Here is a 16,704-nt window from a genome sequence, read left to right as displayed (position 1 = left end):
CTTCGCCGCAAGGCGGATCGTGGAACCGGCCGGGGGCGACCCCGGCCGGTTTTGTTTTGGGCGAACGAGATCGCCATGGCCCGCCGCCCGTTGTTCGCCATCGCCGCCTTGGCGCTGCTCGCCGCTGGTCCGGTCGCCGCCCAGGATCAGCCCGGCCCGTGGACGCCGCTGGCGGCCTTCAGTTCGGGGGGTGCGGGGCGAGAGGCGCGACCGGCCGCCTCCGGCCCTGGCGGCCTCGAAATCCGGATCATCATCGCTTGGCTGGACCCGCATGACGCCGGCGGCGACTACATGCTGGGGTGCTTCCTCGTGAACTGCGACACACGGCAGGCCTCGGCCATGGAAGCCGTGACCCTGGCGCTGACCGAGGGCGAACTGCACCTGGAGGCCCGTGAGCGTCCGAGCTGGGGCGATGCGACGCCCGGTTCACCCGCGTCGGCGCTGATCGGAGTACTGTGCGACGGGATGATGGTTCAGGACGGACCGCGTCACGCGGACGCCGCGGCCTTTGTCGCCGCCGCCCGCCGGACGCCGCCCGCACCCTGGTTGGGGCGGGCGGCTCAAGGTCTCAGTCCGTGGTCTAGGACGCAGTCGCGTCGGGTTCGGCGGGGCGCTCGGCGGGGCGTCCGTCGCCTTCGTTACGGCGCGCGGCGAACCCGCCGCCCAGGTGGCGCGAGACCCACTTGGCGATGTCGTCGATGATCGTGAAGATCGGCGGGATAAACAGCAGCGACAGGAAGGTGGACGAGATCAGTCCCCCGACCACGGCGATGGCCATGGGCTGGCGGAACTCCACGTCGGCGCCCCAGCCGATGGCCACCGGCAGCATGCCGGCGCCCATGGCGAAGGTGGTCATCAGGATCGGTCGCGCCCGCTTGTGCGCGGCGTCCATGATGGCCTCGAAGCGGTTCATCCCGGCCTTTTCGGACATGACGATGTAGTCGACCAGCAGGATCGAGTTCTTCGCCGCGATCCCCATGAGCATCAGCACGCCGATGAGGGACGAGATCGAGAAGCTGGACTGTCCGACCATCAGGGCCGCCAACGCCCCGCCCACCGCCAGCGGCAAGGAGGCCATGATGGTGATCGGGAAGGCGAAGCTTCGGAACAGCAGCACCAGCACGGCGTACATCAGGAACAGGCCGGTGCCGAAGGCGATGGCGAAGCCGGTGACCATCTCCTGGATGAACTCGGCGTCGCCGGCCGGAACCTCGCGGACGCCCTCCGGCAGGGTCTTCACCGAAGGCAGCTCGGCGACGCGCTTGGCGGCGTCGCCCGACCGGATGCCGTCCAGTTCGGCCGTGATCGAGGCGATCCGCGCCCGGTCCTGACGGCGGATTTCCGACGGTCCGGCGCCGAAGGCGATATCGGCCACTGAGCTCAGCGGGACCGATCCCCCGCTGCTGGTCGGCACGCGCAGGGTCTCCAGCACCGCCAGATCCTCACGCGCGCCTTCGGTCAGTTGCAGCCGGATCGGCACCTGCCGGTCGCCCAGATTGTATTTGGGCAGGTTCTGTTCGACGTCGCCGATCGTGGCGACACGAATGGTCTGCGAGATGTCGCCGGTCGACACCCCCATCAGTGCCGCCTCGTCGGCGCGGGGCGTCACCAGGATCTCGGGACGGGCGATCGACGCCGTGTTCACGACGTTGGCCAGGCCTTTGACGGTGCGAATCTCGGCTTCGATCTTGCGCGCCGCGGCTTCCAGCTTGTCGCCGTCGTTGCTCAGGATGGCGAAGGTGTAGCTGGTCCCGTCGCTGGGCCCGCCGCCTTCCTGGGCCGCGCCGGCGCCGATGCGGACGCCCGGCACGTCGTTCCAGCTGTCGACCATCTGGCGCTGGAATTCCTGCTGGGTGATCTTGCGATCGCCCTTGGGCACCATGTCCGCGTAGATGTTGGCCTGTACGACGCTCTGACCGCCCACCTGGGCGTAGACGGAGGTCACCTCCGGTCGGGCCTCAAGGTCACGCGTCAGGCGCTGAACGACATTGTCCGTCTGGCGCAGGGTCGCGCCCGGCGGCAGTTCGACCGAGAAGGCCGCGCGCGACTGGTCGCCCGCCGACATGAACTCGAACGGCACGGCGCCGCTGACGATGATGCCGGCCGAGGCGATCAGGAAGGCGGTGCCGAGGCCGAAGACTTTCCAGCGGTTGGTCACGCTCCACTTCAGCGCCTTCAGATAGCCGCCCATCCACGGCGGATCCTTGTCCTCGTGCTTGTGGTGCTTCAGTAGATAGGCGGCCATCAGCGGCGTCAGCGTCCGGGCGACCACCAGCGAGAAGGCCACGGAGACGCAGGCCGCCAGGGCGAAGGCCTTGAAGAACTGGCCGACGATGCCGGGCATGAAGCCCACGGGCGCGAACACGGCGATGATGGTGGCCGTTGTCGCCACGACGGCCAGGCCGATCTCGTCGGCGGCCTCCATCGAGGCGTGATAGGGCGTCTTCCCGTCCCGCATGTGCCGGACGATGTTCTCGATCTCCACGATGGCGTCGTCGACGAGGATGCCGATCGTCAGGGACAGGGCCAGCAGCGTCACCCCGTTCAGGGACTGGTCCAGCGGGCCAATGATGGCGAAGGTCGGGATCAGCGACAGCGGCATGGCCACCGCCGTGATGATCGTCGCCCGCCAGTCACGCAGGAAGATGAAGACCACCACGATCGCCAGGACGGCGCCGAGGATCAGGGCTTCGACCGAGGCCAGATAGCTTTCCTCGGTGAATTCGACGTTGGCGTTGACCTGCTCGATCGTCAGCTCGGGGTGAGCCTTGTCGATCTCGGCGACCACCTCGCGGGCCTTTTCGGCGACCGCGACCTCGCTGGCCGTGCGCGAACGCAGGAAGTTGAAGGTCACCGCCTCCTGGCCGTTGTATCGGGCCAGGGTCCGGGGCTCGTTCCAGTGGTCCTCGACCGTGCCCAGGTCGCCCAGCCGGACCGTGCGTCCGCCGCCGATCGGGATCAGGGTCTCACGCAGCTGTTCGACCGATCCGGCCGAACCCAGGGTGCGGATCGACCGCTCCGAACCCGCGATGGTCACGCGCCCGCCGGGCAGGTCGCTGTTCACCGCAGTCAGCGCCTGGCTGACCGTGGCCGCCGTCACGCCGAAGGAGGCGAGGCGGTCGGGGTCCAGGGCGACCCGAATTTCCCGGTCCACGCCGCCCGAGCGATTGACCTGCCCCACGCCGCGGACCGCCAGCAGATCGCGGCTGACGTCGTTGTCGACGAACCAGCTCAGTTGTTCCGGCGTCATGGTCGGCGACCGGACCACCCAGGTGATCAGGCTGTCGCCGGTGATGTCGATGCGCTGAACGCTGGGTTCCTGCATGTCCTGCGGCAGGTCGGCGCGCAGGCCGCTCATGGCGTTGCGGACGTCATTGGTCGCGCGTTCGGTGTCCGTGCCCAGCTCGAACTCGATCTGGGTGTTGGAGACCCCGTCGGTGATCTGGGAGGTGATGTGCCGCACGCCGGACAGGCCGGACAGGGAGTCCTCGACCAGGCGGGTCACCTGGACTTCCATTTCGCTGGGCGCGGCGCCCGGGCGGACGGCCGTGACATTGACCAGCGGGAAGTCGATGTCCGGATTGTTGTTAATCCGCATGCCCATGAAGCTGATGATCCCGGCCAGGGTCAGCAGCACGAACATCAGGATGATCGGGATGGGGTTCCGGATCGACCAGGAGGAAATCTGGTTCATCTGGGGGCCCTACTGCCGGGCCGCGGGAGCGCGCGGCGCCGCCGCACGCGTCGGGGCCGAGACCGTCACGCGATCGCCTTCGGCCAGGAAGCCGGCGCCGTCGACCACCACCTGGGCTCCGGCATTCAGCCCCGTGACCGCCGTGCGGTCGCCGTTGCGGGAAATCACCGTCACGACCTGGAAGCGGACCGTGCCGTCCGTGCGCAGCACGAAGGCGCCGGGCTTGTTCTGACGGTACAGCACGGAAGCGGTCGGTAGGGTCACGGCGGGCTGGTCGCCCACATCGATGCGCGCCCGGGCGAACATGCCGGGCCGGAAGCCGCTGCCCGACAGGGCGATGCGGGCCACGCCCAGTCGGGTCTCCGGGTTGACTTCGGGGGTCACGATACGGACCCGGCCCGAGGCCTCGCCCACCTGATCGGACGACACGGTCGCCGTCTGGCCGGCGCGCACCAGGGCCAGATCGGTCTCGGGCACCTGCGCGTCCAGCTCCAGCCGCCCGTCGCGGACGATGCGGAACAGTTCGGTCCCGGCGGAGATGATCTGGCCGCGCGTGACGCTGCGGCTGATCACCAGCCCCGAAACCGGCGCCTTGATCGTGGCTTGCGACAACCGGGTCTGGGTCTCGGACAGGGCGGCGCGGGCCGAGGCCAGATTGGCCTGGGACGCGCGCTGGTTGGCCAGGGCCGTGTCCAGGCCCGCCTGGCTCAGGAAGCCGCGGGTCTTCAGTTCCTGGGCCCGGCCCAGCGCCGCGTCGTCGCGCGCCGCATTGGCCTCGGCCGTCTGCACCCCGGCCTGCTGCTGGCGCAGCTGGGCGCGCAGCAGGGCGTCGTTCATCTGCACCAGGGGCTGGCCCTGCCGGACATAGGTCCCTTCATCGACATAGACGGCCGTGGCCGTCAGCCCGCCGGTCTCGGCGCCCACAGGGACTTCTTCCCAGGCGGAGACGGAACCGGAGGCCGTGATCGTGCGCGACAGGTTCTGCAGCGTCGCGGCCTGCACCGTGACGGCCTGTCCGCTGGCATGACCGGCGTCGGCCTTCTTCTCGGCCTCCTTGGCCTTCTCGTCGCCGCCGCCGCAGGCGGCCACGGCCACGCTCACAGCCATCAAGGCGGCAGCAGTGACGGTCCAGGTGTTGCGGAGTCTCATCGGCATCTGATCCCCTGTGGGCCGGCGCGGTGGGGAGCCGCGGGCCCGGACGGAAGGAACGCCCCTGTGGGCGTCCGGTTGTCATCCGTCGTTGAATACAGATTTCGCCGGCATTCGGAAACGACAAAGCGGCGCCTTACGTGGAAGTAATCAGTAACGAAATCAGTGGCGGAGCCCGGGAGATATCCCGTTGCGTTGGCGCTTTCCCGTGCGTCGTGCTAGGCGCGCCGGACCATGACGACCCCTCCCATCGAACGCATCCGCAACTTCTCCGTCGTCGCGCACATCGACCACGGCAAGTCCACGCTCTCCGACCGGCTCATCCAGTTCACGGGGGGGCTGACCGCGCGCGAAATGTCCGCCCAGGTTCTGGACAACATGGACATCGAAAAGGAGCGGGGGATCACCATCAAGGCGCAGACCGTGCGCCTGAACTACAAGGCCAAGGACGGGCTCGACTACGTCCTGAACCTGATGGACACGCCCGGCCACGTCGACTTCGCCTATGAGGTCTCGCGCTCGCTGGCCGCCTGCGAGGGCTCGCTGCTGGTCGTCGACGCCTCGCAGGGCGTCGAGGCCCAGACCCTGGCCAACGTCTATCAGGCGATCGACAACAACCACGAGATCGTGCCGGTCCTGAACAAGATCGACCTGCCAGCCGCTGAGCCTGAGCGCGTGCGCGCCCAGATCGAGGACGTCATCGGCATCGACGCCTCCGAGGCCGTGATGGCCAGCGCCAAGTCGGGCATCGGCATCGAGGAAGTGCTCGAGGCCATCGTCACCCGCCTGCCGCCGCCCAAGGGCGATGCGGATGCGCCACTGAAGGCCATGCTGGTCGATGCCTGGTACGACCCCTACCTGGGCGTCGTGCTGCTGGTCCGCGTCTTCGACGGCGTGTTGAAAACCGGCCAACGCGTGAAATTCATGCAGAACGGCTCGACCCACCTGGTCGATCGCGTCGGCGTCTTCCTGCCCAAGAACACCCCGGTCGACCAACTGTCGGCCGGCGAGGTCGGCTTCATCACCGCCCAGATCAAGGAAGTGGCCCACGCCGCCGTCGGCGATACCATCACCGACGAGAAGAAGCCGACCGCCGAACCGCTCAAGGGGTTCAAGGAAGTCCAGTCCGTGGTCTTCTGCGGCCTGTTCCCCGTCGACGCCGCCGACTTCGAGGACCTGCGCGCGGCCATCGCCCGCCTACGCCTGAACGACGCCAGCTTCACCTATGAGATGGAGAGCTCGGCGGCGCTGGGCTTCGGCTTCCGTTGCGGTTTCCTGGGTCTGCTGCACCTGGAGATCATCCAGGAGCGGCTGAGCCGTGAGTTCAACCTCGACCTGATCGCGACGGCCCCGTCGGTGGTCTACAAGATCGACCTGCGCGACGGATCCCAGATCGACCTGCACAACCCGGCCGACCTGCCGGACGTGATGCAGATCATGGAAATCAGCGAGCCTTGGATCAAGGCGACCATCCTGACCCCGGACGACTACCTGGGCAGCGTCATCAAGCTGTGCCAGGACCGCCGCGGCAACCAGCTGGAGCTGTCTTACGTCGGCAGCCGCGCCCTGGTGGTCTATGAGCTGCCGCTGAACGAGGTGGTGTTCGACTTCTATGACCGCCTGAAGTCGATCTCGAAGGGCTACGCCTCGTTCGACTATGAGATCACGGGCTACAAGACCGGCGACCTGGTCAAGATGAGCATCCTGGTCAACTCGGAGCCCGTCGACGCCCTGTCGATGCTGGTCCACCGCGGCCGCGCCGAGACGCGCGGACGCGGCATGGTCGAGAAGATGAAGGAGCTTATCCCCCCCCACATGTTCGTCATCCCGATCCAGGCGGCCATCGGCGGCAAGATCATCGCCCGCGAAACCGTCCGCGCTCTGCGCAAGGACGTGACCTCCAAATGCTATGGCGGCGACGCGACGCGGAAGAAGAAACTGCTGGAGAAGCAGAAGGCCGGCAAGAAGCGCATGCGCCAGTTCGGCAAGGTCGAGATCCCGCAGGAAGCGTTCATCGCCGCGCTGAAGATGGATGAGGATTGAAACGCAAAGGGGAGCCGGTTCGGCTCCCCTTTTTCATTCCGCAGATCAGAACCCGAAGGTGAGGGCCGCCACCACGCCCTCGTCCCGTGGCCCGTTCCCGATCGGGGCGTAGTACCCTAGCGACAGGTCCAGATACCGGCCCGGGGCGCGCAGGTCGTCGCCGCCCATCCAGTGGCGCCAGGCGACGCGCGGGCCGGCGGACACCGCCCACTCTTCCGCACGCAGGCTGTCGTAGTCGGCCCTCACGCCGACGCCGGCGGTGAGGGTGTCGCGGCGGGTTTCGGAGGAGACCCAGGTCCAGCCGATGTTGGCGTCGGCGACGGCATAGGTCTGCTCGTCCTCCAGGAGGCGGGCGGCATCGACGTACAGGTGTGCCGAAGGCCAGGAGTCGCGGTCGTAGCGCAGGTCGCCGCCCACATCGCCCGACCAGGCGGCGCGCAGCATGGTGTCGTCGCGCGCCGCGTCGCCGATGGCGATCAGCCGGCTGGCCTCGACGACCAGATTGGTGTCCGTCAGCGGCTTCCAGCGCACGCCGACCCAGCCTTGCGTGCTGTCGCCGCCGGTCGGGCCGGTGTCGGCGTCCACGGTCTGGTAGGCGCGGGCGAAGACCTGCACCGGGCGGCCGTTGTTGTCGCCGCCGACGCGGGCCCAGACCTCGCCGCCGACCTGGGTGACCTGATCGCCGCCGGCGTTGACCAGCGTCGTCGCGCTGGCGGCCGGGCCGGTCGAGACCGTCACCGTCCCGCCGATGCGGTGCTCCAGCGTCTGCAGTTCGCGACCGATCTCATGGCGACGCTGCGGCGTCAGTTCCTCGGTGGGCAGTGTGCGCGCGCCCTGTTCCAGCCACGTGATCGCCTCGACGTCCTGACCGGCCCGGCGCGCCGCATAGGCGGCGTCCAGCGCCTGGGCGCCCTTCAGCGGCTCGGCGCGGTCGGCGGCGGCGAAGCCCTGAACGGCCAGCCGGTCGTCGCGCGCGCCCACGGCGGCGTAGGCGAAGTCCAGCGGCGCGTCGCCCGGCAGCACACCGCCGGCGGCGGCCTCGCGCAGGATCGTGCGCGCCTCGTGGGTGCGGCCGAGCTGGACCAGGGCCTGCGCCCGCGCGCGGGTCAGATAGGCGCGGCTCTCGGCGGTCGGGGCCAGGGGCGCGGCGAGGGCGTAGGCCTCGACCGCCTGCTCCAGATCGCCGGTCTGGCGCGCGGCCTCGGCGCGGCGGGTCTGGACGCGGTGGTCCCAGCTGCCGGCCACCGGCTGCAGGGCGGCCAGCGCGCCCGAGTGGTCACCCGATCCGGTCAGGGCATCGGCCAGCAGCAGCCGCCAGTCGAGATTGTCCGGCGCGGCGGCGACGGCGCGGGTCGCGGGGGCCACGGCGTCGGCAGGGCGTCCGGCGCCCATGGCCTGATAGGCGGCGGTCGCGTCGGCATAGCCGTCCGCCCGGGCGGCCACGGTCTGCGCGCGGGCGTCGGCCGGCGTCAGGACCACGGCGCCGGTGGCGGCGAGGGCGACGGAGGCGAGGAGCAGGGAGCGGTTCATGGCGAGGCCTCGAGGGTCAGACGGATACATGGCGGGGATCGGGCAGGGATTCCGGCGGCGCGCTTCTCAGCGTCTCAGCCAGATGTTCGTTCAGCCAGCGTGCGCTGCGCTGGTCCTTCAGGGCGGCTTCGATGTCGGCGGACGAGGCCATGTTCAGTCGGGTCAGGGTCTCGCCCAGCGAGCGGCCTTCGGCGCGCGACGCGGCCAGCGCGGTCTGCAGGTCGGCGTGGGTGATGCGGCCCTGACGGATCAGGATGTCGCCCAGCCGTGCATAGCCGGCCCGCACCGAACGCCACAGCATGGCCTCGCGCGACGCGTCCAGGCGGCCCGCCGTCCGCATCCGCATCAGCTGCTCCCGTACGCCGGGGAAGGGATCCTCGCCCCAGGCGAAGCGGATCGCGAAGGCGATGTCGCTCAGCGGCGCGAACAGGAAGCGCACGCTGCGCACGCCCTGCTGGCCGAAACGCTTTTCCAGCGCCGTGCGCTGATCGGCGGGCAGAGGCTCGGCCAGGGCCACATCCAGATTGGCGCCGTTGCGGCGCAGCGGCACGGCGCCGTAGCGCGCGGCCTCCTCCGGCGTCAGCAGGTTCAGCACCGCGGGGTCGATCTGGAAGGGATCGAAGATTGAGGCGTAGGTCTCGCCGCGCTCGGCGAAGGCCTCGGCCAGATGGTCGTCCTCGACCGTGCCCAGATCCAGCAGCAGCAGGCCCAGCGGACGATAGTCCGCCTTCTGGGCCGCCAGCGCCGCGGTCAGGTCGGCTTCGCTGACGTGGTTCCAGAAGCGCAGGGTCTCGCCCAACCGGCCCGAGCCATGCTGCAGTTCCGACAGCGACGGATAGGCGTGCTGGGTCTTGTCCCAGGCGATCGGACGGCCGGTGATCAGGTGGCTGATGTGCTGCCGCGACGCCCGCCAGAAGGCGCCGAACGAGATCAGGTTCGAGGTCATGATCCGGACCGGCGTCAGTGGCACATGCTTGATCCCGTGGTTCCGGAAGGTGAACCAGGCCCGGTGCAGGACGCGGTTGATCAGGAAGAGCAGGTTGAACGTCACGATCAGCCAGACCCAGCGCCGGTCGATCAGCGGCGGCAGGTCGGTGGCTTCCGGCCAGATCCATTCCAGCAGGAAGACGCCCAGGATCTGCACCACGACAACGTAGCCGAACAGGCCCGTCGGGGCGGTGAACAGCGCCTTGCGGTCCCGCGCCAGATAGTACCGGTTCACCAGGCCGCCGAACCAGCCCAACTGGCGCCAGCCCATGATGGAGATGCCCAGCATCCAGCGCGCCTTCTGCCGGATGCTCTGGACGAAGCGGTCGGGGAAGAACTCCTTGGTCGCCACCAGTTCGCGCCGGCGCACCTCGACGGTTCCCTTGCGCAGCCAGGCCTTGCGCCGCCGCGTCACCGTCGCCCGATAGCGGACGAACATCGAGCGGAAGCCCAGGGTGCTCAGCCGGTGGGCGACGTCATAGTCCTCGGTCAGGCTGTCGGTGTTGAACGGCTGGCCGTTCTTCTCGGTCAGCAGGGCCATCAGGGCGTCGCGATGGAAGGCCGTGGCGACCCCCGCCGACGGCGTCATCCCGGACAGCCAGGACCGCACCAGCAGATCCTTGGAGTGGAACTCGGCGAACTCGTCCATGTAGTGACAGGCGACCAGCCGGTTCCATTTCCGGTCCATCGACACGACCGGCGTCTGGATCATGGCGGCCTCGTCGATGAACCAGTTCACGGTCTTCAGGCCGAACGGGTGCACCACGTCCTCGGCGTCGTGCATCAGGAAGGCGTCGAACTTCTCGCCGCTCCGCTCTTCGTACAGAAGGATGTTCTGGATGATCCAGTTCAGGCAGTCGGCCTTGGACGTCGGACCGTCGTGCGGCACCTCGGCCCGGTGCACGTTGGGAAAGCGCTGGCGCACCTTCTCGACCTCGCGCCGGGTGTCGGCGTCATTGGCGTAGACGCCCACGAAGATGTGGTAGCGGCTGTAGTCGAAGGTGTTGTTGGTGTTGGCCACCATGCTGGCGATGACGTCCGCCTCCTGCCAGGCCGGCACCATGATGGCGATCAGCTTTTCGGGCTCGCGCTCCAGCCAGGCCTGCGGGGGCGGGCGCTCCCAGAAGCTGCAGAACCGCACCAGAAGTCCGAACCAGTAGGCGATGTCGATGAACAGATCGTCCAGCGAACTGATCAGGATCAGGGTCGCGGAGATGATCAGCGCCCAGCGCAGGACGTTCCAGTAGGCCAGCAGGAAGGCGTGCAGCTCTCCGCTGGTCGGCGCGTGCGCCGCCGTCGCCAGGCTCAGCCAATATTCGAGGGTGATCAGAAGGGTGACGGACATGTCAGACCGCCGCCGATCGGTCGCCCGATCGCGTCCCGGTCGGAACGAGAGGTTCGACGCGCGAGGACGTCAGCCCAATGACCTCCGGGCTTCTGCCCGCAAGCGCGACGATTTTCACACCAAGCCCCACAACCTTGTCGAGCAACCTCGACAGTCGCGGGTATGCAGCGGCCACGCCCAACGGAACCTGAGGCCCTCGTTGTCCGCCGTTCATTTCACGCGAGCGTACCGGCTCGCGGCGCGTGTAGGATCAGGGCGCGACCGGACAGGGGCGGCCTCGCGACCGATTTACGGCAGCTTCACCGTACCCTCAGCAGGTCATTCCACCGCCAGCTTCCGGTCCCCAGCACCACCCGCGCCGCGCCGGGGGCGTCGCTCATGGTGATCAGAACCAGGCCGCGCATGGTCTCGCGGCGGCAGGCCTGGGGAGCGAAGGCGACCTCCAGGGCGATGGCCTGACGCACGCCCGCCAGCCCCTTGCCCGACTGTCCCGGCGTCTGGCGCCAGTCGCCGTCCCAGACCAGCAGGGCGCGGCCCGGGCCGGCGGCGTGATGGGCGTTGGCGATGGCCGCGCGCACGTCTGCGTCGCCGCGCAGGGCGTTCTGCAACTCCCGCACCATGTCGCAGCCGCCGCCGTCCCCGGAACCGCCGCTTCCGCCGCCCGCAGCGCCCGCGCCTCCACCACCGCCGCCGGATCCCGCGCCGGCCCGCAGCGCTCCGGCCAGTTGGGCCTCGCCCACGGTCGGCATCGGAATCGCGGGCGGAGCTTCCGGCACCGCGGCGGGCAGGGGCACGGATTCCATCCGCGGCGTCGGTGGAGCGGGGCGCAGGCGCAGAGGCGGCCGCGGCGCGGGCGGCCTGGGCGGGGCGGGCGCCGGATCAGGCGGCCCGGCGGGGGGCGTCGGCGTCTCCGCCTTCGGGCCGGGCGGCGGCGGCGCCTCGGTCGGCGCTGGAGGCGGCGGGGGCTTCGGCGGCGGGATCAACTCCACCAGGATCGCGGTCGGCTCGACCGGCGTCGGCAAGGCTCCTGGATCGCCGCTGGCCGCGAACAGCACCGGCAGCAGGGCGGCGTGGGCCAGCACCGCGACCGCCGTCGCGCCGATCCGTCCGCCGTTTCGCCGCCGTCTCGCTTCGCGCATCCGTTCTCCAGAACGATGTTAGATAAGAATCTCTATCTTGATGATGAGTCTCGTCTCGCGTCAGCATCATGGCGCCACCAGGTAAGTTGAAAGCAAGCTTTACCGTGTGAGGCTCCAGAGTATCTCCACACAATAAATCGCACCGCTTCCATTCGTCTCATGCAACCTCATTCGACGTTCGTCGTTGGGCAACCTGTGCTGGGCGGCTCGCGCGACAACCGGACCATGGCGCACCGGACCATTGATGGAGAGACTCTTGATCAGATCGAAACTCAGGATGGCTGCGGCCGCGGGCGTGCTTCTCGCCGTGGGCGTCGCCGCCTCGGGCTGCGCCAGCCACCGCTTCGTGCGCGATCAGACCGCCGTGGTCGATGCGCGCGTGACCACGGTCGAGGGCACCGCCGGCGAAGCCCTCGCTCGCGCCAACTCGGCCCACAAACTGGCCGAGGGCAAATTCCTGTACGAGGTCGTCCTGTCGGATGACTCGGTGAAATTCCCGACCGACATGCACGGTCTCTCGCCTGAGGCGGAACAGCGTCTGGCCGAGTTCGCCCAGCGCCTGACCAGCGAGAACCAGAACGTCTATCTGGAGATCCAGGGCTATACCGACAGCGTCGGCGACGCCGCGCACAACGACCAGCTCGGCGAGGCCCGGGCCGAGGCCGTGCGCCGCTTCCTCAGCCGTCGTGGCGTGGCCCTGAACCGCATGGCGGCGATCTCCTACGGCGAGGAATCGCCGGTGGCCTCCAACGACACCCCCGAGGGCCGCGCCCAGAACCGGCGCGTGACCATCGTCGTTCTGGCGTAAACCGGGCAACGACTCCGGCGTCCGCCCGCCGCGGACGCCGGAGCATCTCATCCTAGGAGCGAGCGAATCTTGATGCCGCGCGTCAGTCTTCCGTCCGGCTGTTCCTGAGTGAACTCGGCGCAATCGAGGCGGCCGCGCTCGCCAATCCGTTGAACCCGCTCAGGCCGTCCTTTGTGAGCGAATTGTCGATCCGCTTGGGTGGCTAGAGGCCGCTTACTCGAAAAGCTAACCCCTCCGGAGGCGTTCCAGGAGGCGCGCTGCGAGTTTTTCCCGCGATACAGTTGCGGGAATGATGAGCCTCCGCCCCTCAAATTCGCGATAGATGCTTTGTTTGAGCTCATAGCTGAGTTCAATCGTAAGGGTCTCGGGATCGATCCAGAGCAAATTCCGATCGAACAGCGTGTGGATGTCTCCTCGCATGAGCAAGGCGTTGTCCGCAGTGTTGGTGTGCGGACCTCGGTACGGCACGATGTGTGCGGCTTCTAGCACCTGTTCGACATCGCACTGTGAGACGACGCAGCGTCCACTAAAGCGCTCCAGCGCGTCTCTTCGAAATTTACCCCCGCCCTGACGGACATAAATCTGCGCTTCAATCTGACGGCGGGCGTCTTCTAGACTCAGAGGTTCACTGGGTTCGGCGACTTCGGCGTAACTCGCCGATGGAATTTCGTATGCCAAAGCAGGCTCAAGATGCCTACCTGTCAATTCACCCGCTTTGTTGTAGCCTTGAAGCAAGAAGTAACCGTCTGTAAAGCGGATGACCTTGGCAAGACCCCAGACGCGGTAGAGCACGCCGGGCGCCGGCTTTTCCTGAATCATAACCGCAACGGGGACGTCATCCTCCAGGCAGGCCAACAAGCTTTTGTTGGTAGCCATCTTCGTCGCTTGTTCGAGATCAAGCCGTTCTTGGAAGTAGCGATAGGTCCATGATCCATCCGCGACTTTTACGGGCGGATGATCATCGTAGACGCTTGTCAAAGTTTGCCGGACGCTGATCGCGTATTTCCAGCCCGCTGGCTTTTGAATTCCGGTTTGCGGGTTGAACACATAGACGCCGCCAATCGGCCCCGGCTTGCCGATGAGTTCTCCACGTCGGTCGTTAAACCAACTCAAGGCCATCTCATGTTCGGCCGGCAATGCCGCAAGTCGCCTCAAGAGCGTGCTCACCCAGCACCTCTACGAGCAAAGCTTCCTATTTCGAGTTGGTAGCGGCACCAGAACATCCATCCCAGGTTAGCAAAAGGATGAACGGTGAAGCTAGGGCGCCCGTTCGTTCCGTTCTGGGAGCCAAGGGCGAAATCGAGCCCGACCGTGGGCGCGATGATCTGTCCCTGAAGCCAGCTGCGTAAGACCTAAAGCTGCAGTCGCTGTTTCAGGTGTGAAGGCGTCAAATAGGGCGCGGAAAAGGAGGGGGCGGAATCTGAACCCGACTTACTACCCGCACGCTGCCCCCCCTATCGCTTCCTGAACCTCACCGCCTCGGCCGTCATTTTCGATCCCCAGTCGTCGCCGCGGTCGTCCGGGCCGGGCTCGGGCTGGAAGGGCAGTTCGCCGGCGACGCCGCGCATGGCGAGCGCCAGCGGCAGGACCCAGTGGGCCAGCATGCGCAGGGGCTTGCGCTTGCCGTCGGTGACATCCCAGCCCTCGGCCTCGAAGGCGTCGGTCAGATCGAAGCCGGTCAGGCGCTCGATGCCGTCCCAGTCGCCGGGCAGGGCCAGGCCTTCCGCCTCGTCCGGGGTCAGGCCGAAAGCGGCCTTGGCCGCCTCGGCGATCTCGGGGAATTCGTCGCGCGTGTCCGGATCGGCGAGGCGTGGCTTCATCAGCGCCTTCATCTCCAGGGCGTCGAGGCCCGGCAGGTCGATCAGGCGGCGCGGGGGAGCAGGGCGGTCGGTCATGGGCGCGGTGTAGCGTGTCGGGCGCGAGGACGACAGGGGAGGCGACAGCGGCCGCGAAGGAGCAGAGGATGCACGGCCACCCTTCGCCGAGATCGCCCCATGCCCGCCTCCGCCGCCGCCAAACCGCTCCGCCTCGCCGTGCTGATCGACGCCGAGAACGCCTCGGCCCGGATCGCCGAAGCCCTGTTCACCGAGATCGCCACCCTGGGCGAGGCCTCGGCGCGGCGCATCTACGGCGACTTCTCGAGCGCGCAGTTGGCCGGGTGGACGCGGGTGCTGGCCCGGTTCGCCATCCAGCCGCAGCAGAATTTCGCCAACACCAAGGGCAAGAACTCCGGCGATATCGCCCTGGTGATCGACGGCATGGACCTGCTGCATTCGGGCCGGTTCGACGGCTTCTGCCTGGTCTCATCGGACGCCGACTTCACCCGGCTGGCGTCGCGGATCCGCGAGGAGGGGGTCGATGTCTACGGCTTCGGCGAACAGAAGACGCCCGAGAGCTTCCGGCAGGCCTGCACCCGCTTCATCTACACCGAGAACCTTAGCGCCCCCGTCGCCGAGGAGGGGTCGGTCGCCGCGCCGGCGGGCAAGGCGCCGCCCGCTGCGGCGGGGCGCCGCAAGCCGTCAGAGGCCGCGCGCCTGATCGCCTCGGTCATCGCCGACATGGACGAGGACGGCGACGGCTGGGTGACGGTCGGCGGCATCGGCAACCGGCTGCGCAACGCCTATCCCGACTTCGACCAGCGGTCCTACGGCCACGCCAAGCTGTCGGACCTGATCCGCGCCACCGGCCGCTTCGATGTGGAGACCGGTCAGGGCGGCGCGATGCGGGTGCGCGACAAGGCCTAGAAGCGGACGACGGTCCGCACGGCCTTGCCCGCATGCAGGTCGTCGAAGGCGGCGTTGATGTCCTCCAGCGCGACGACGCCGGTCAGCAGCCGGTCGACCGGCAGGCGGCCCTCGCGGAACAGGCCGATGTAGCGGGGGATGTCGCGCGACGGGATGGCCGTGCCGATATAGCTGCCCTTCAGGGTCCGCTCTTCGGCGACCAGATTGACGACATTGACCGCCAGCGCCGCCTCGGGCGGGGGCAGGCCGGCGGTGACCGTGGTTCCGCCCCGGCGGGTCATCTTCCAAGCGGCCTCCAGCGCGCGGACCGAGCCGGCCATTTCCAGGACCACGTCGGCGCCGCCGCCGGTCAGGGCGCGCACCTGGTCGACGGCGTCGGCGTCCGCGGCGTTGACGGTCAGGACGGGGCCGAGCGAGCGGGCCAGCGCCAGTTTCTCCTCTGACAGGTCCACGGCCACGACGGGGCTGGCGCCGCTGGCCAGGGCGCCCAGCACCGAGGCCAGGCCGACGCCGCCCAGGCCGACCACGGCGACGGACTGCCCGGCCTTGACCTGTGCGGTGTTCACGACGGCCCCGACCCCGGTCAGGACGGCGCAGCCGAACAGGGCGGCGTGCTCGAACGGCAGGTCGGCCGGAACCTTGACCAGCGACCGGCGCGAGACGACGGCGCGGTCGGCGAAGGCGGAGCAGCCGAGATGATGATGCAGCTCCCCTTCGGGGCCGTGCAGGCGGACGCCGCCGCCCAGCAGTTCGCCCTTGCCGTTGGCCGCCGCGCCGGGTTCGCACAGGGCCGGACGGCCGCCGGCGCAGGGCTGGCAATGGCCGCAGCTGGGCATGAAGACCATGACCACATGGTCGCCGGGCTGCAGGTCGTCGACGCCCGGACCCACCGCCTCGACGACGCCTGCCGCCTCATGGCCCAGGGCCATCGGCATGGGGCGGGGCCGGTCGCCGTTGATCACACTGAGGTCCGAGTGGCACAGGCCGGCCGCCCTGACCGCCACGAGGACCTCCCCCGCGCCCGGCGGGTCCAGCGTCACGGTCTCGATCGCCAGCGGACGGCTGTCGGCATAGGGGCGGGCGGCGCCCATGGCGCGAAGGACGGCGGCGCGGGTCTGGATCGTGCTCATGGGTCGAACGCTAGGCGCTTGACGCGGCGTCCGCCAAGCCCGAGCGTCGGTATCGGAAGTCGGCGCAGACCGGCTCCGAGGGACGAACGACCACAGAGCGCGGCGCACTCATCCTGCGCTCAAGCAGCGAGGCGC

The 16,704-nt window shown here is 68.6% G+C and carries 11 protein-coding genes; 3 read left to right on the top strand and 8 right to left on the bottom strand.

Translation table 11 applies throughout. The features are described 5' to 3' along the window. Window positions 1-580: 580 nt before the first annotated feature. Window positions 581-3,694, bottom strand: a complete 3,114-nt coding sequence (locus tag AC1RRF_RS12845) for an efflux RND transporter permease subunit (RefSeq protein ID WP_492835123.1) — start codon at window positions 3,692-3,694, stop codon at window positions 581-583. Window positions 3,695-3,703: 9 nt separating this feature from the next. Beyond that, complete coding sequence (locus tag AC1RRF_RS12840) at window positions 3,704-4,849, bottom strand: efflux RND transporter periplasmic adaptor subunit (protein ID WP_492835121.1); 1,146 nt, start codon at window positions 4,847-4,849, stop codon at window positions 3,704-3,706. A gap of 228 nt (window positions 4,850-5,077) precedes the next feature. On the opposite strand from AC1RRF_RS12840, the gene lepA reads away from it, so the two are divergent. Beyond that, the gene (lepA, locus tag AC1RRF_RS12835) at window positions 5,078-6,886 is read left to right on the top strand and encodes a translation elongation factor 4 (protein ID WP_492835119.1); all 1,809 of its coding nucleotides are present in this window, start codon (window positions 5,078-5,080) and stop codon (window positions 6,884-6,886) included. 45 nt (window positions 6,887-6,931) lie between these two features. Here lepA and AC1RRF_RS12830 read toward each other — a convergent pair whose 3' ends face one another. From AC1RRF_RS12830 to AC1RRF_RS12820, 3 genes are all read right to left on the bottom strand, one after another. Then, window positions 6,932-8,416 carry an NfrA family protein gene (locus AC1RRF_RS12830; protein WP_492835117.1) on the bottom strand — a complete coding sequence of 495 codons (1,485 nt, stop codon included), beginning with the start codon at window positions 8,414-8,416 and terminating at the stop codon, window positions 6,932-6,934. Between the two features lie 16 nt (window positions 8,417-8,432). After that, complete coding sequence (locus tag AC1RRF_RS12825) at window positions 8,433-10,748, bottom strand: glycosyl transferase family protein (RefSeq protein WP_492835115.1); 2,316 nt, start codon at window positions 10,746-10,748, stop codon at window positions 8,433-8,435. Window positions 10,749-11,047: 299 nt separating this feature from the next. After that, window positions 11,048-11,887, bottom strand: a complete 840-nt coding sequence (locus AC1RRF_RS12820; RefSeq protein WP_492835113.1) for a hypothetical protein — start codon at window positions 11,885-11,887, stop codon at window positions 11,048-11,050. 256 nt (window positions 11,888-12,143) lie between these two features. Here AC1RRF_RS12820 and AC1RRF_RS12815 point away from each other — a divergent pair, with 256 nt between their 5' ends. After that, window positions 12,144-12,695 carry an OmpA family protein gene (locus AC1RRF_RS12815; RefSeq protein WP_492835111.1) on the top strand — a complete coding sequence of 184 codons (552 nt, stop codon included), beginning with the start codon at window positions 12,144-12,146 and terminating at the stop codon, window positions 12,693-12,695. A gap of 225 nt (window positions 12,696-12,920) precedes the next feature. Here AC1RRF_RS12815 and AC1RRF_RS12810 read toward each other — a convergent pair whose 3' ends face one another. After that, window positions 12,921-13,862 carry an HNH endonuclease gene (locus AC1RRF_RS12810; protein WP_492835109.1) on the bottom strand — a complete coding sequence of 314 codons (942 nt, stop codon included), beginning with the start codon at window positions 13,860-13,862 and terminating at the stop codon, window positions 12,921-12,923. A 287-nt stretch (window positions 13,863-14,149) separates the two neighbouring features. Then, window positions 14,150-14,590: a hypothetical protein gene (locus tag AC1RRF_RS12805; RefSeq protein WP_492835107.1), complete on the bottom strand. Its 441-nt coding sequence runs from the start codon at window positions 14,588-14,590 to the stop codon at window positions 14,150-14,152. Between the two features lie 99 nt (window positions 14,591-14,689). On the opposite strand from AC1RRF_RS12805, the gene AC1RRF_RS12800 reads away from it, so the two are divergent. Continuing rightward, window positions 14,690-15,439: an NYN domain-containing protein gene (locus AC1RRF_RS12800; protein ID WP_492835105.1), complete on the top strand. Its 750-nt coding sequence runs from the start codon at window positions 14,690-14,692 to the stop codon at window positions 15,437-15,439. Here the strand turns inward: AC1RRF_RS12800 and AC1RRF_RS12795 are convergent. Then, on the bottom strand, window positions 15,436-16,569 hold the full coding sequence (locus AC1RRF_RS12795) for a zinc-dependent alcohol dehydrogenase family protein (RefSeq protein ID WP_492835103.1): 1,134 nt from the start codon (window positions 16,567-16,569) through the stop codon (window positions 15,436-15,438). The genes AC1RRF_RS12800 and AC1RRF_RS12795 overlap by 4 nt on opposite strands. Window positions 16,570-16,704: the final 135 nt, after the last annotated feature.

The sequence above is a fragment of the Brevundimonas sp. GW821-FHT12C05 genome, assembly GCF_058807475.1.
The sequence above is the reverse complement of the archived record's forward strand: the minus strand, read 5'-3'. Positions and strand labels throughout refer to the sequence as shown.

Coding starts and splice junctions, on each gene's coding strand:
- AC1RRF_RS12845 (WP_492835123.1), bottom strand. CDS start 3,694: ATGAACCAGATTTCCTCCTGGTCGATCCGGAACCCCATCCCGATCATC.
- AC1RRF_RS12840 (WP_492835121.1), bottom strand. CDS start 4,849: ATGCCGATGAGACTCCGCAACACCTGGACCGTCACTGCTGCCGCCTTG.
- lepA (WP_492835119.1), top strand. CDS start 5,078: ATGACGACCCCTCCCATCGAACGCATCCGCAACTTCTCCGTCGTCGCG.
- AC1RRF_RS12830 (WP_492835117.1), bottom strand. CDS start 8,416: ATGAACCGCTCCCTGCTCCTCGCCTCCGTCGCCCTCGCCGCCACCGGC.
- AC1RRF_RS12825 (WP_492835115.1), bottom strand. CDS start 10,748: ATGTCCGTCACCCTTCTGATCACCCTCGAATATTGGCTGAGCCTGGCG.
- AC1RRF_RS12820 (WP_492835113.1), bottom strand. CDS start 11,887: ATGCGCGAAGCGAGACGGCGGCGAAACGGCGGACGGATCGGCGCGACG.
- AC1RRF_RS12805 (WP_492835107.1), bottom strand. CDS start 14,590: ATGACCGACCGCCCTGCTCCCCCGCGCCGCCTGATCGACCTGCCGGGC.
- AC1RRF_RS12800 (WP_492835105.1), top strand. CDS start 14,690: ATGCCCGCCTCCGCCGCCGCCAAACCGCTCCGCCTCGCCGTGCTGATC.
- AC1RRF_RS12795 (WP_492835103.1), bottom strand. CDS start 16,569: ATGAGCACGATCCAGACCCGCGCCGCCGTCCTTCGCGCCATGGGCGCC.